Annotated in this window: 12 protein-coding genes and 6 tRNA genes; 5 read left to right on the top strand and 13 right to left on the bottom strand. The window is 56.1% G+C overall.

What is annotated here, in order from left to right; genetic code table 11:
* Positions 1 to 13: 13 nt before the first annotated feature.
* Complete coding sequence (locus G462_RS0102450; RefSeq protein ID WP_026957564.1) at positions 14 to 1,003, top strand: DUF2860 domain-containing protein; 990 nt, start codon at positions 14 to 16, stop codon at positions 1,001 to 1,003.
* A gap of 83 nt (positions 1,004 to 1,086) precedes the next feature.
* On the opposite strand, the gene G462_RS0102445 is transcribed toward G462_RS0102450, so the two are convergent.
* From G462_RS0102445 to G462_RS0102430, 4 genes are all read right to left on the bottom strand, one after another.
* Positions 1,087 to 1,743, bottom strand: coding sequence for a YceH family protein (locus G462_RS0102445; protein WP_026957563.1), 657 nt, complete (start codon positions 1,741 to 1,743; stop codon positions 1,087 to 1,089).
* 7 nt (positions 1,744 to 1,750) lie between these two features.
* Positions 1,751 to 2,632 carry an NAD(P)-dependent oxidoreductase gene (locus G462_RS0102440; RefSeq protein ID WP_026957562.1) on the bottom strand — a complete coding sequence of 294 codons (882 nt, stop codon included), beginning with the start codon at positions 2,630 to 2,632 and terminating at the stop codon, positions 1,751 to 1,753.
* A 27-nt stretch (positions 2,633 to 2,659) separates the two neighbouring features.
* Positions 2,660 to 3,205 carry a lipid-binding SYLF domain-containing protein gene (locus G462_RS0102435; RefSeq protein ID WP_026957561.1) on the bottom strand — a complete coding sequence of 182 codons (546 nt, stop codon included), beginning with the start codon at positions 3,203 to 3,205 and terminating at the stop codon, positions 2,660 to 2,662.
* Positions 3,206 to 3,283: 78 nt separating this feature from the next.
* Positions 3,284 to 4,303, bottom strand: coding sequence for a galactose-1-epimerase (locus G462_RS0102430; RefSeq protein WP_026957560.1), 1,020 nt, complete (start codon positions 4,301 to 4,303; stop codon positions 3,284 to 3,286).
* Positions 4,304 to 4,581: 278 nt separating this feature from the next.
* On the opposite strand from G462_RS0102430, the gene G462_RS0102425 reads away from it, so the two are divergent.
* Together G462_RS0102425 and G462_RS0102420 are read left to right on the top strand one after the other, a co-directional pair.
* Entirely contained in the window at positions 4,582 to 5,346 is a 765-nt protein-coding gene (locus G462_RS0102425) for a methyltransferase domain-containing protein (protein WP_026957559.1), read from the top strand.
* 153 nt (positions 5,347 to 5,499) lie between these two features.
* Positions 5,500 to 6,258, top strand: coding sequence for a RelA/SpoT domain-containing protein (locus tag G462_RS0102420; protein ID WP_035476486.1), 759 nt, complete (start codon positions 5,500 to 5,502; stop codon positions 6,256 to 6,258).
* 338 nt (positions 6,259 to 6,596) lie between these two features.
* Here G462_RS0102420 and G462_RS0102415 read toward each other — a convergent pair.
* The 9 genes from G462_RS0102415 to G462_RS0102375 all read right to left on the bottom strand — a co-directional run bounded on the left by G462_RS0102415 (position 6,597) and on the right by G462_RS0102375 (position 11,285).
* Positions 6,597 to 6,673 (bottom strand) — tRNA-Pro (locus G462_RS0102415).
* 26 nt (positions 6,674 to 6,699) lie between these two features.
* Positions 6,700 to 6,786, bottom strand: a tRNA-Leu gene (locus G462_RS0102410).
* A 70-nt stretch (positions 6,787 to 6,856) separates the two neighbouring features.
* Positions 6,857 to 6,933 (bottom strand) — tRNA-Pro (locus G462_RS0102405).
* A 176-nt stretch (positions 6,934 to 7,109) separates the two neighbouring features.
* Positions 7,110 to 7,196: transfer RNA gene (locus G462_RS0102400), tRNA-Leu, on the bottom strand.
* Between the two features lie 3 nt (positions 7,197 to 7,199).
* Positions 7,200 to 7,275: transfer RNA gene (locus tag G462_RS0102395), tRNA-His, on the bottom strand.
* Positions 7,276 to 7,302: 27 nt separating this feature from the next.
* Positions 7,303 to 7,379: transfer RNA gene (locus tag G462_RS0102390), tRNA-Arg, on the bottom strand.
* A 131-nt stretch (positions 7,380 to 7,510) separates the two neighbouring features.
* Positions 7,511 to 8,482, bottom strand: a complete 972-nt coding sequence (locus G462_RS0102385; RefSeq protein WP_026957557.1) for an aldo/keto reductase — start codon at positions 8,480 to 8,482, stop codon at positions 7,511 to 7,513.
* Between the two features lie 128 nt (positions 8,483 to 8,610).
* Positions 8,611 to 9,888: an NAD(P)/FAD-dependent oxidoreductase gene (locus G462_RS0102380; protein ID WP_026957556.1), complete on the bottom strand. Its 1,278-nt coding sequence runs from the start codon at positions 9,886 to 9,888 to the stop codon at positions 8,611 to 8,613.
* 8 nt (positions 9,889 to 9,896) lie between these two features.
* The gene (locus tag G462_RS0102375; RefSeq protein ID WP_245579519.1) at positions 9,897 to 11,285 is read right to left on the bottom strand and encodes a glutamine synthetase family protein; all 1,389 of its coding nucleotides are present in this window, start codon (positions 11,283 to 11,285) and stop codon (positions 9,897 to 9,899) included.
* Between the two features lie 195 nt (positions 11,286 to 11,480).
* Here G462_RS0102375 and G462_RS0102370 point away from each other — a divergent pair, with 195 nt between their 5' ends.
* Positions 11,481 to 12,812 carry a glutamine synthetase family protein gene (locus tag G462_RS0102370; protein WP_026957554.1) on the top strand — a complete coding sequence of 444 codons (1,332 nt, stop codon included), beginning with the start codon at positions 11,481 to 11,483 and terminating at the stop codon, positions 12,810 to 12,812.
* Positions 12,813 to 12,841: 29 nt separating this feature from the next.
* The gene (locus G462_RS0102365) at positions 12,842 to 14,185 is read left to right on the top strand and encodes an aspartate aminotransferase family protein (RefSeq protein ID WP_035476482.1); all 1,344 of its coding nucleotides are present in this window, start codon (positions 12,842 to 12,844) and stop codon (positions 14,183 to 14,185) included.
* Positions 14,186 to 14,252: the final 67 nt, after the last annotated feature.

Genomic DNA, 14,252 nt, shown 5'->3' with positions numbered 1-14,252 from the left:
TAAGGATATCCCCATGCGCAAGTTGTTGGTCTGTACGGCTATCGGCACGCTACTGGCAAGTCATGTAAGCGCGGCGGCGCCACTCGCCAAAGAGCCGGGTTGGTCGACCACCCTTAATCTCAACGTCGGCTTCGCCTCCAGCGAAAGCCAGTTCAATACCGATAGCGATAATGCCGTTACCGATGACCTCAACAACTCAGGCAAGAAGCAGGACAGCTTTCTCGGTTACCCTTTACTGCGGGTGGAGTACACCACTCAGGATCTTAAAAACCAATGGTTCTTGGGTAACAGCCCGGAGAACGTCGGTCGTGGCCAGCTGCAATACGAGCTCGGCTATACCCGTGCCATGGGTGAGCGCAGCCAACTAACCGCCGCCTACTTCCCGCGCCTCAAGCTGTTTAGTGAAACCTGGGAAGACCCCTTTGCTATCGGCAGCAAGCGTCATAAAACCGATGAGTCGGTACAGGGCCTGCGGGTCGAGTGGAAGGCCATCGCCGAGAGCCCATTCAGCGCCGAATATGTATTTGCCCAGCGCAAAATCGATGACGAACACTCGGGCGAGTCGCTAGCTGGCATCAACACTGCGCTGCTGCGCCGGGAAGCAGATATCCACCGGTTGGATCTGGGGCTAAGCTTCCCTCTAAGCCAACGACTGTTTATGTCTCCCTCGTTTGTCTACACCCGAGTTAACGCTGACGGCGATGCCATGAGCAACGATGATTACATGCTGCGCATCAACACCGTCTACCGCCAACAGCAGCACCTGTTAAACCTCAACCTGGAGTGGGGACAACGCAAGTTTGACGAGGCGAATCCAGTGTTTAATCGCACCCAAAAGGATGATCACTACTCGCTGTTCGCGCTCTACGTCTACCAAGAGCCCTTCGGTTGGAAAAACAGCATGTTCAACGTGACCACAGGCTTTAGTCGCAACAACGCCAACATCACCTTCTACGACAGCAGCGGTACCTTTGCAGCATTGGGTATGGGATATCGCTTCTAAGCGTGATTAGAAGCCACATCATGGAAGTGGCTTAAAGAAATGAACGCAACGCACCCACAGTGCGTTGCGTTTTGGTTTGGAAACTACAGCCCGGCTTTATCCAGCCGCGCAGTCAGCTCGGCGACTTTCTCGGCTAGTAGCTCAAGCTCTGTGCGCATCCGCGCCACCTCACCGGCATCTTCCAACGAGGATGGCTGAGAGCTTGCCTCCGCGGCAGCTGGTGCATCGCCACTACCTTCGGTAAACAGCTCCGCATAGCGGCTCTCACGCTTGCCCGCTTGGCGCTCTAAACGCTCCACCAGCGGGCCTGACTCAAACTGCTGTAGGCTGCTCAAGCACGACTCCAGCTCGGCCACCGATGCAAACTCGGCCAAGCGCCCTGAGCGCGAGCGCAGCTCGCCCGGGGTTTGCGGGCCGCGCAGTAGCAACAAGGTGATCACAGCGCGCTGCTGCTCACTAAGCTGCAGGCCACCGAAGGTGCTGTTGCAAAAACGCTGCTGATAGCGCACCACCCGGCCGCTTTGTGGCGCTTCTTGTACTAAGCGCTTCTCTAGCAGGCCATGCAGGGTGTCCAGCACCTCGGCCTCGCTCAGCTCGAGTACCGGCTCGCGGTTACTCTTCTGGTTGCATCCCACGGTTAGAGCATTCACCGACAGCGGGTACTGATCCGGCGTGGTGGTCTCTTTTTCCAGTAGCACGCCAATCACTCGTGCCTCTAATTCGCGTAATTGCTTGTTCATGTGTTACCTAATCGTGGTGTTCTTGATCGAACTGTTTGTACAGCACCGATGTATCACTGCGGCCAAAGCCACGCTGTTGCAGCTCGGCGTAACGTTGGTCGACTTGCTCGGCCAATGGCAGACTCAGGCCAAGCTGGCTGGCTTGCTCAAGACAGATACCGAGGTCTTTTCTCATCCAATCGATGGCAAAGCCGTAATCAAAATGTCCCTTAGCGACATTCTCAGCACGGTTCTCCAACTGCCAACTACCTGCAGCCCCGTGCTTGAGTACCTCCACCAAGGTGGTGACATCGAGGCCGGTCTTGCTGGCTAGCTGGAGCCCTTCAGACAAGCCCTGCAAAATGCCAGCGATACACAGCTGATTGACCATCTTACATAGCTGGCCTTTACCATGCTCACCCACCAAGGTGATCGCTTGCGCGTAGCTATCCATCACAGCTTCAACCTTGGCTAAGGTTGCCTGCGCGCCACCGACCATTACGGTCAAGCAGCCGTTTTCGGCGCCCGCTTGGCCGCCGGACACCGGCGCATCTAAGAACTGCAAGCCGGCATCCGCCGCGGCTTGCGCCAGCTCAACAGCCAGCTCTGCCGATGCGGTGGTGTGATCCACCAGCACCGCACCCGCTCTCGCGCCCGCGATAATGCCCTGTTCGCCGTAATAGACACTGCGCACATCTTGGTCGTTTCCGACACAGCTGAACACGATATCCGCATCCTTCGCCGCACCGGCAGGGGTAGCTGCAGAGCTGCCGCCATATTGCTCGCACCACGCCTCAGCTTTGCTGCCTGTGCGGTTATACACGCAGACTTGATAACCCGCCTGCTGCAAGTGGCCGGCCATGGGATAGCCCATGGTGCCCAAGCCGATAAATGCTAACTTCTTGCCCAACTGAATACTCCTTTAAGACAGTAAAGACTAATAAGGTTTGAAGCCAAACTTCTGGCCGCTGATCGCTGCCTCGTACATCAGACCGCCCTTAGCCATGGTAAACACCGCATAGCCACTCACGTAGTTGGCCTTGCTCTGGGTATCCGCCGCTTGCGCGCCGGTTCCGGTGCTGCCCGCTTGCGCCGATGCGCCAAGGGTCAGCGCCACCGCACTGGCCTGAGCGCCAAACTCGAAGCTACCGCTGGTGAAGGCGTCGTAGGCACGCTTGTCTTGCAAGAACACGATCTGGCTAAAAGCCTGGCCGCCCAGCTGCAGACCAAAGCTCACCTGCGCCAGACTGGCCTCACCGGTTGGGCTGCCGTCTTGGTAGACCTTGCCCTTGCCATAAGCGCCGCCTAAACCGATGCCGCCTTTACCCACAGTGGGGAACACAGCGTAGCCATAGGCAGTGTCAAAAAATGAGTGGGTACGTGGGGATTCGCGAAACTGCTCGATGGTCGCTGAGTAATCATCAGCAAAGCTGCTTGGCAGCGCGAAGACCAATAAAAATGCGAGTGAAAACAGGCGTTTCATTGTGAGCACTCCTTATCAGATGTCCCTTGACGAATGTCTTTGCAGGATAACCGATAAAGAGTGCTTTGAGCCAGTTTTCTAGGCGGGCTGGTAGAGCTTGTAGATGGTTTTGTGCTGATAGCTTTGACCAGGCTCCAACCAGCAGCTTTGATGCGGGTAGTCAGGGCGGTTAGGCGCATCCGGCAGATACTGAGTTTCCAAACACAGGCCAGCTTGCTTTCCATACTCGCCACCTTCACGACGAGGATTACCATCGACAAAATTGCCGGTGTAAAGCTGTACCGCCGGCTTGGTGGTCAGTACCTCGAGCGCCAGCTTGCCGTCATCAGCAATCACTCGGGCGATCGGCTGCTCACAGCCTACCAATTCAGGCTTAATCAGATAGCTATGGTCGTAGCCACCCACCAACTCTTGATCGTGCTCGGTCAGAAAGTCTTGGCCAATAGTCTTGCTCTGGCGAAAATCGAAGCTGGTGCCGCTAACCTCACGCAGGCCCGCTGGCGGGATCCCATCTGCGCCAACCGGTAGATAATGGTCGGCACCAATCCATACGCTGTGCTGCTTGATATCGGCAGCCGCGGGATTGAGGTTGAAGTAGGAGTGATCGGTAAGGTTGATAGGGCAAGCCTTGTCGACCTTGGCGCGGTAATCCAGGTGCAGCTGGTTGTCATCATCCAACAGGTAGCGCAGCTCGACAGTCAAGTTGCCCGGGTAGCCGAGCGAGCCGTCGGCTGATTCGATGGTGCACAGCAGCTCATTGTCGGCCACTTGCTGTAGCTGCCAATCACGATGGCTAAGATCGCAGGCGCCATGCAGCTGGTGCTCGTCTTGGTTGGCGGTCACTTTATATTCCACGCCATCACGCTCAAAGCGCGCACCTTTGATGCGGTTGGCAAAGCGCCCCACCGTCATTCCCAGAAAACCTTGCTGACGCTGGTAGTCTTCCAAGCTGGCGCAGCCCAAAACAGCATCGCGCACTTCGCCATCACTCAGGCGGATAGTAAAGCTGGTCAGGGTTGCCCCTAGCGCAATAACCTGAGCCTCACTTCCCTGCTTGTTGCGCAGCACGACTGCACCCGGCATCGATTGATTCGTCACAATCCAACTCCATTAAATGATAAAAACAAAACTGCGCCCATTGTGTTGGCTGCCCCTATGGCTGACAAGGGATCTGAGCCCATTGAAGCGTTAACCAGCTCACAGTTTTCACTGCAAGTGTAAACGATTAACCCCACCCACCATAATTCACACCAACGTTGTCAGTTTTAGTAAGGCCAAGATGAAATCTAGCCACGCTTTACAAGGAAGCCGCCGCTCTCTATATTCCCGCACAGTCACTTCCGCCAAACCGCTGCTCAACGGGTCAGGAGATACCGATGCAAGATCAGAACTTCGATGCCATCGCCAACAAGTTCACCCGCAACATCTACGGCACCATCAAGGGCAAGATCCGCCTGGCGGTTCTGCGGCGCGACCTGCAACAAGTGCTGAACATCGAGAACAGTCCTCCGCTGCGGATCCTCGATGCCGGTGGCGGCTATGGCCACCTTAGCCAGCAGCTTGCGGCCATGGGTCATCAGGTTGTGTTGTGCGATATCTCCGAGCAGCTCTTAGCTCAGGCCCGCGAGCAAATTGCCGCCGCGCCCACCCCCTTGGATATGCAACTGCTACATTGCCCCATCCAGCAGCTCGATGTTGAACAGCTTGGCCAGTTCGACCTGATCCTGTGTCATGCCGTGGTGGAGTGGTTGAGCGACGCCAAAGCTACGGTGGCGGGGCTACTGCCCTTACTCAAACCCGGCGGCCACCTGTCACTGATGTTCTACAACCGCGAAGCCCAGCGCTTTCACTCACTGGTGAGCGGCAACTTCGATTACATCAACAAGGGCTTGAAGGTGAAAAAACCGGTCAGGCTAACCCCGCAACACCCACTCACGCTGGACGAAGTGAAGCAGTGGATGCAACAGTGGCTGTTAACCAGCAAGCAGGTCAGCGGGGTGCGGATTATCAATGACTACTTTAAGGCCGGCGCGCGTGAGCAAGTCGATGAGCAACAGATCATCGATATGGAGCTGCGCTACTCGCAACACCGCCCCTTTATCGAGCTAGGACGCTACATTCACCTGCTTGCGCAACGCTAGCGGAATGCTCCAATTGTTTACCCTTTAACCGTGTTCTGGTTGGCATTTACACAACTTTACAGAACTAAACACCGATAAACGCGATCTATACCACTGTATGGCACTAACAGCTGCCGTAAACTCAATGCACTTGTGTTGTTGTATAGGAGCAATATGTCGAATCTGTTTAAAGCCCTGGTTCTCTCTACTGCGGTATTTTTGGTTCCCAGCCAGGCCTCTCAATCAGCTACACCCAGCCGTAGTCTTTGCAACCCTTCAGCCTTTCAACACAGCGGTAATCATCGCAGCAACCTTCGTCTCAACGATATCCGTAATCGCCGCCGTGACAGCCAGCAACCCTATGACTCGCTGGACAAGCTCTATCAGCTGGCCCCACAGGCCCAACAAGAACTGGCCTTGATACTGGAACGCTCTGCCGGGCACAGCCACTGCGAAAGTGTCATCGCCGACGTAAAATCTCCGGCACGCGCCGAAACCAAAGTCGCCACCGAGCTTAACCATCAAGCCGCCGAACTGACCGATCTGGTTCGCGCTAGCATTATCGCCGACAGCCCGGAGCAATTGGTACAAGCCTATGAGCAGCTAGAGCAGCAGGCCGAGTTAGTTGCGGTGAAGAACCGCTTCGCCGAGCCCGGCCCTTCTGGCTATCGCGATTTGAAGGTGTTGGTGACCCTGCCTCAATCCGGTTTGATTGCCGAGGTGCAGCTACACCTGCGCTCAATCTATGAGTTGAAAAATGGCCCCGACCACCAGCGTTATCAGCAAATCCAGAAAATTGAACGACTGGCTCAGGGGGAAAGCCGCCCACTTAACCAACACGAATCTGCCACCATCGCCCAGCTTCGCGAGCAATCCCAGCAAGACTACCACTTCGCATGGTTGCCCTATCATGACCCGCTGTTAGCTGCGTGAGCTAACAGCTTAAGTCTGACTTTCTAAGCCCGCATTTTGCGGGCTTTTTTAATGGATATATTGGGCTTAAACGAAAAAAGCCCCGCTCGATTGAGCAGGGCTTTCGAAAAGTGGTCGGTGAAGAGGGATTCGGGCCTTCGGCCCCCTCTGGTCCGCTTTTTATTGGCTTCGCGACGATGCGCTAGCACGTTCATTGGGCTTTCGAAAAGTGGTCGGTGAAGAGGGATTCGGGCCTTCGGCCCCCTCTGGTCCGCTCTTTATTGGCTTCGCGAAGATGCGCAGGCACTTTCATTGGGCAAACGAAAAAGCCCTGCTCGATTGAGCAGGGCTTCGGAAGGTGGTCGGTGAAGAGGGATTCGAACCCCCGACCCTCTGGTCCCAAACCAGATGCGCTACCAAACTGCGCTATTCACCGACAGGTCATAATCTTTCAGAAGATTATGGTGCGAAGGGGGGGACTTGAACCCCCACGACCGTTAAGTCACTAGCACCTGAAGCTAGCGTGTCTACCAATTTCACCACCTTCGCAAATGGGGTGAGTAATGGGTTAAAACCCATCTATAGAAAAACCCGCTCAACGAGCGGGTCTTCAAAATAGTGGTCGGTGAAGAGGGATTCGAACCCCCGACCCTCTGGTCCCAAACCAGATGCGCTACCAAACTGCGCTATTCACCGACAAATTTTGGCTAAATTACTTGCTGAGGTTTGTGACCTCAGGTCCCGCTCTTTATGAGCTTCGCGACGATGCGCTACCAAACTGCGCTATTCACCGACAAGTTTTGGTTTACCCTATTAACGATGCGCTACCAAAAAAAGCTCATCGTCAGGTTTCATAATCTTCGAGAAGATTATGGTGCGAAGGGGGGGACTTGAACCCCCACGGCCGTTAAGCCACTAGCACCTGAAGCTAGCGTGTCTACCAATTTCACCACCTTCGCAAGTGGGGTGAGTAATGGGATTTGAACCCACGACAACCGGAATCACAATCCGGGGCTCTACCAACTGAGCTATACCCACCATTGTTTTTTAGAGCTTGTTGCCACATGGCGCACCCGACAGGAGTCGAACCTGTGACCTTCGCCTCCGGAGGGCGACGCTCTATCCAGCTGAGCTACGGGTGCTCAACGCTGGCGGAGGCGTATATTAGGGAAGTCGCCCCCCCTTGTAAAGCCGTTTCTTCGAAAAAATTTCCTGTTTGCTCAGGAAATCAACAAACGGCTTAAAACACGCCAACGCTTGCGCGGCAAAGCCTCTAAGGTAATGGATTACCTCGAGAACTCACATACAGTTGATACCATTGCTCGCGGCTCAGTTCAAGCTGATCTGCACCGGCGCAGGCCTTAATTCGATCCACGTTGGCAGAGCCGATAACCGGTTGAATCCCAACAGGATGGCGCATCAGCCAAGCCAGTACCACCGCCTCTCGGCTAGCCCCTAGTTCATCGGCATAACGCGCCACCAACTCGGCCGTGTGGCGCTCAGCGTCCGAGGCATCATCGAAGTGGCGACCAGAGAAGCGCCCCTGCGACAGGCTGCCCCATGCTTGGATCTGCACCTTGTGCTGGGCACAGTACTCCAGGGTGCCCGGAGTGAACGCCAGATTCTTGCCAAAGCCATTGTTCTCGCCAATGCCCTGCTCCAACCAATCGAGATGGGACAGGCTCAACTCCAGTTGGTTCGCCACCAGCGGCTCTGGCAGCACACTTTGCAGATAGGCCATCTGCGCTGCCTGCATGTTAGACACACCAAAATGCTTCACCACGCCTTGGCTGCGCAACTGCTCGAATACCTCAGCCACTTCATGTACGTCTGCCAGCGGATCCGGGCGGTGCAGTAACAAGATATCCAGATAGTCGGTCTTCAGGTTGTTCAGACTTTGCTCCACCGAGCGCAAAATATGCTCTCGCGACCAGTCATAGCGACCGCAGCCGTGTTGGTCTTCGAAGCGGATACCGCATTTAGATTGGATAATCAGCTGTTCACGCAGGCCAGCGCGCTGTGCCAGCACCTCGCCGAACACTTGCTCGGCCTTGCCACGGGTGTAGATATCGGCATGGTCAAAGAAGTTGATGCCGATTTCCATGGCTGCATCGATGGCTGCAGCCGCTTGCTCGACATGCCCGCTGTTATATGGGTTCTCAGTCCAGTCGCCGCCCAGCCCCATGCAGCCGTATACCATTCGGCTTGCCTGTGGATAGAGCGAAGAGATCGCAGTTTTGTACATTGTTCACTTTCCCAGTACTTTTGTTGTGTAATTGTTAGAGCGTGACGCCCACCCGCAGTATAAAACCCACGCAGAAAATGAAAAGAGCCTCGCATAACAGAGGCTCTTTGGTGGGATAACACATGGTGTTAAAGCAGATCCCGAATCCGGTAGTAGGCCATTGCCAACACTAGCGCTGGCGTGCGCAGCAAACGCCCGCCCGGGAAAGGGTAATGCGGGATCTTCTCGAACACATCCAAACGCTCGGCGGTGCCGGCCACCGCTTCGGCCATCAACGAGCCGGCCAGCGCCGTCGCTGCGATACCGTGGCCGGAAAAGCCTTGGGCAAAGTAGATGTTATCCTCCAGTCGGCCAAAGTGGGGCGCGCGATTCATGGTAATTGCCACATTGCCGCCCCAGGCAAACTCCACCTCGTCATGGCTTAGCTGCGGGAACACCCAGCGCATCCGCTTGGCCATGGTGGCTGCCAGATCGCACGGCGCCACACCGGAATAGCTAACTCGCCCGCCAAACAGCATGCGATGGTCAACCGAGCGGCGGTAGTAATCCAGTACGAAGTTGATATCGCACACCGCCATATTGTTGCGGATCAGCTGCTCGGCGCGCTCTTGCCCCAATGGCTTGGTGGCGCAGATATAGGTGCCCACCGGCATCACCTTCGACTCCAGCTTAGACTCCAGCCCCTGCATATAGGCATTGCACGCCAATACCACATGCTGGCAACGCACTTGCCCTTGCGAAGTGAGGAGGCAAGTCGATGGACCTCGCTCAAGCTTGGTCACCGGGGAGTGCTCAAAGATGCTCACGCCAGCCCCGAGCGCTGCCTTGGCCAGGCCAAGGGTGTAATTTAAGGGGTGCAGGTGGCCACTGTTGGGATCGAAAATCGCGCTGTTGTAGCGAGTACTGCCGAGCTGCTGCTCGAGCTGTTGCTTGTCCCACAGCTCGAGCCCTTGATAGCCATAATCTTCGGTCAGGCTGTGATACCACTCTTCCAGATCCAGCGCATGCCGCGGCTTGATCCCCAGATGCGCCATACCGTCTTGCCAGTCGCAGTCGATATGGTACTTGGCGATGTTCTGCTTGGTCAGCGCCAGTCCTTCCAACGCTAACTCCCACAGTGTGCGGGCATCTTGCTTGCCCACCAGTTTTTCCAAAGTATCTTGCTCGGCCGCCCAGCCAAAAATCGCTTGTCCGCCGCTGCGCCCCGATGCACCAAAGCCCACCGTTTGGCCTTCCAATACACACACCTTGTAGCCACGCTCTGCCAGCGCTAAGGCGCTCGTCAGGCCGGTGATACCGGCCCCCACGACGGCCACATCGAACTGCTGTTCGCCGCGCAGAGGGTCTAAATCAAACTGTTGATTGGCCGAAGCCCAATAGTACGAAGCGTTGTCATCGCGCGCCATAAGGCCTCCTACACCTGTTGTTGGTACCAACGTTGTTCCAGCGGAGAGACACTGGCCTCAAAACGCTGCAGTTCATGCTGCTTGTTCGCTAAATACACATGGCTAAAATTCTCACCCAACTCACGATAGAGCACACTGTCTTGGAACTGTTCCAAGGCCTGCGGCCAATGCAACGGCAAGGTCGGCCCAACGCCGCCGGCATCCCCTTCGCAAGGAGCTGGGCAGCTTAGCTTTTCGCTGATCCCGCGTTGCAGCCCGGCCAGCATACTGGCCATGGCGATGTAGGGGTTACAGTCGGCGCCGGCGACACGATTCTCGATACGGGTGTTTTCCTCGGTACCCGAGGGGATGCGCAGCGCTACCGTGCGGTTGTCCCAGCCCCAGTTGGCATGCAAGGGCACAAACATATCCGGCTGGAAGCGGCGGTAGGAGTTGGCATTGGGGGCCAGCAGGGCGATGGCATCGGGCAGGGTGTCCAACACCCCCGCCACCGCCTGTTCGAGCAAAGCAGGCTGAGTGGCGAACAGGTTCTCCCCCTGCCCATCGAGTAAGCTCAGGTGCATATGGCAGCCATTGCCGCTGTGCTCGGCGTAAGGTTTGGCCATAAAGGTTGCCACGTAGCCGTGCTGCTTGGCGATCGCCTTGATGGTACGTTTTAGCAATATCGCCTGATCGCAGGCCAACATCGGGTCATGCTGATGACGCAGGTTCACCTCAAACTGGCCGGGCGCATACTCGGCAATCACATTGTCGCTGGGAATGCCTTGGGCATGGCAAGCGAGGTGCACGTCATGGATAAACACCTCGAACTCGTCCAACTCATCCAATGAATAAACTTGAGTTTGCTGCATGCGCTGCTTGGCTTTGGGTAGGATCGGCGGGCGCGGCTGGCCTTCGTTATCGGCTTTGGGGTCGAGTAGGTAGAACTCCCACTCAATGGCGACACAAGGAAACAAGCTTTGTTCGTGCAAGCGGGCTAACTGGGTTTCGAGTAAATGACGTGGGTCGGCATAGAAGGGACGATGATCAAGCTCGAACATGCTGACTAACACCTGTGCGGCCTGCGGCTTCCAAGGAATCAAACAGAGACTGCCCGGCACCATAAAGCACAGCCGATCGGCATCGCCTTGGGCAAAGCCCAGTCCGGTCTCCTCGACGGTTTCGCCACAGATATCCAGCGCAAACACCGAGGCAGGCAGGCACATGCCTTCTTTGGCAATCTTGCCCAAGCTGTCGGGTTCAATCCGTTTTCCGCGAATCACCCCATTGATATCGCTGAGCATCAGGTCGATGCTCTCTAACTGCGGATTGGCAGCCAGAAAATCTGCAACTTCCTGCTCCAAGGCCGATTGGCTGGAGCCTTTATCTAGCGTTTGCGTGGATTTCAGCTGGAACACGGTATCCCTCCCATGTCGTCGTTAGCGTTCAGTATAACGCAAATTCAGCATGCAACTTTGGCAGTAGAGACTGTTTTTGTTTCAAAATATTTAACAGCTGATTGACTTTTTGTCATCAGCTGACGATGCTTAATGTGCAAATAATGTTCAAAGGACGGCCCACATCAAACTGTGGACCCTGTGAAAAAGGTGACTATGGAAAGTATCGCCAAGTGGTTTGCACAACACCAGATTACCGAGGTTGAATGTCTGATCCCCGACCTCACCGGTAACGCCCGGGGTAAGATTATCCCGGCCAAGAAATACCTGCGCGAAGGCGGTATGCGCCTGCCCGAATCCATCTTCTTCCAAACCGTCACCGGCGAATGGCCGGAAGACGAGGGCCTGTTCGACTGGACCGAGAAAGATATGCAGCTGGAGCCCGATGAATCCAGCCTGCGCTTAGTCCCCTGGGCCAAGGAGCCCACCGCCCAACTGATCCACGACTGCTTCGACAGCAGCGGCGAGTTGATCGGCTTTGCCCCTCGTTCAGTGCTAAAGCGGGTACTCAAACTCTATGAAGATGAAGGCTGGCGACCCATCGTAGCTCCCGAGCTGGAGTTCTTCTTAGTGAAGAAAAACCTCGACTGGGATTACCCGCTGCAGCCACCGGAAGGGCGCAACGGCCGCCCGGAAACCGCTCGCCAGTCCTTTAGCATCGACGCGGTCAACGAGTTTGATCCGGTGTTCGAGGACATGTACGACTACTGCGATATCCAGCAGCTGGAGGTGGACACGCTGGTACATGAGTCCGGCGCGGCGCAGATGGAGATCAACTTCGACCACGGCGAAGCACTCAACTTGTGTGACCAAGTGTTCCTGTTTAAACGCACCATGCGCGAGGCAGCCCTGGCCCACGATATCTACGCCACCTTTATGGCCAAGCCAATGGAGCACGAGCCCGGCAGTGCCATGCACATCCACCAAAGCCTGTTAGATGGCAACGGCAACAACCTGTTTAGCCAGCCCGATGGCCAAGCCAGTGCCATGTTCTCCAGCTATTTGGCTGGGTTACAACACTTTACCCCGGCCGCGATCTCCTTCTATGCCCCCAATGTGAATAGCTATCGGCGGCTGATGTTCGGCGACTCCGCCCCCATTAACCTGCAATGGGGCGTAGATAACCGCAGCGTCGGTTTACGCGTCCCCCGGGCCGATCCCGCCAATCGCCGTGTGGAAAACCGTTTTGCCGGCGCCGATGCCAACCCCTATCTGGCCATGGCTGTCACCCTAGCTTGCGGCTACTTGGGCATGAAGCGCGGGCTAAAACCCAATGCCCAAGAGACCCGCGATGTCAGCGAGCACCGCTATGCCCTGCCCGGCACCTTGGAAGAGGCACTGTTCAAACTAGAGCGAAGTGACGAGCTTAAAGAGCTGTTGGGCGAGCACTTCGTGAACTGCTACGTGGCAGTAAAACGCAAGGAGTATCAGACCTACTTCAAGGTCATCAGCTCCTGGGAACGCGAGTACCTGCTGCTCAACGTCTAGCCCTTGTTAACGATAATTTTGAGGTGAATATGCAACAGCTCAGCGCCGACTATTGTCTACCGCCATTTTCCAACTACAAACAGCTCAACCAGACTGGGCCGCGGGTTATCGAACGCGCCGAAGGCGTGTTTGTATTCGACAACAAGGGCAATCGCCTGCTCGATGGCATGGCCGGTCTGTGGTGCGTGAATCTCGGCTACGGCCGCGACGAGTTAGTCGAAGCCGCCGCCGCGCAGATGCGCCAGCTCCCCTATTACAACCTGTTCTTTCAAAGCACCCACCCGCCAGCGATGGCGCTCTCTCAGAAGCTGGCAGAGCTGTGCCCCGGGGATCTCAATCGCGCCTTTTTTACCGGCTCCGGCTCGGAGTGTAACGACACCGTGGTGCGGATGGTGCGCCACTACTGGACCAGCAAAGGCCACCCTGACAAACAGGTGATTATCAGCCGCCACAACGCCTACCATGGCTCGACCATGGCCGGTGCCAGCCTCGGCGGCATGGAATTTATGCATGCCCAAGGCGGCCTGCCGTTGCCCAATATCGAACATATCGACCAGCCTTATTGGTTTGGTGAAGGCCAAGGACAAGACCCGCACAGCTTCGGTTTAGAGCGCGCCGCTCAGCTTGAGCAGAAGATCTTAGAGCTGGGTGAGGACAAGGTCGCCGCCTTTATCGCCGAACCGATCCAAGGCGCAGGCGGGGTAATCATTCCACCGGATAGCTACTGGCCGGAGATCCAGCGGATCTGCGACAAGTACCAAATCCTGTTGGTGGCCGATGAGGTGATCTGTGGCTTTGGCCGCACCGGCAACTGGTTCGCCAGCCAAACCTTTAATATCCACCCCGATTTGATGTGCCTGGCCAAGGGCATTACCTCGGGCTATCTGCCGCTGGGCGCGGTAATGGTCAGCGACGAAGTGGCGCAGGTGTTGATTGATGCCGATACCGAGTTCGCCCACGGCTTTACCTACAGCGGCCACCCAGCCGCCTGCGCCGTTGCGCTTAAAAATATTGAGCTGCTGGAGAGCGAGGGCCATGTGGCTCGAGTCGGCGAGCAATTAGCCCCCTACCTCGCCGAGCAATGGGCCAAGCTGGCCGAGCACCCACTGGTTGGTGAGGCGCGCAGCTGCGGCTTTGTGGCCGCACTCGAACTGGTCGCCAACAAGCAAACCATGGGGCGTTTTGCCAAGTCACGCCAGGCCGGCGTTGTCTGTCGCGATATCTGCATCGAGAACGGCATCATCATGCGCGCCTGTGGCGATACCATGATTATCTCACCGCCGCTGGTGATGACCATTGAAGAGATTGATTTAATGCTGACGCTGATCCGCCGCAGTTTGGATCAAACCGCGTCGACATTGGGAGTTAAATAGAAGAGTAAGCTGTATCGATTAGTTGTAACGATTAATAGTGGGCACCCGCCCAATTATCAGGAGATTC

Source organism: Aliagarivorans taiwanensis DSM 22990 (genome assembly GCF_000429505.1).
GTDB lineage: Bacteria > Pseudomonadota > Gammaproteobacteria > Enterobacterales > Celerinatantimonadaceae > Aliagarivorans > Aliagarivorans taiwanensis.
Note: the sequence above shows the minus strand (reverse complement) of the source record. Positions and strands in the feature narration are given on the sequence as shown.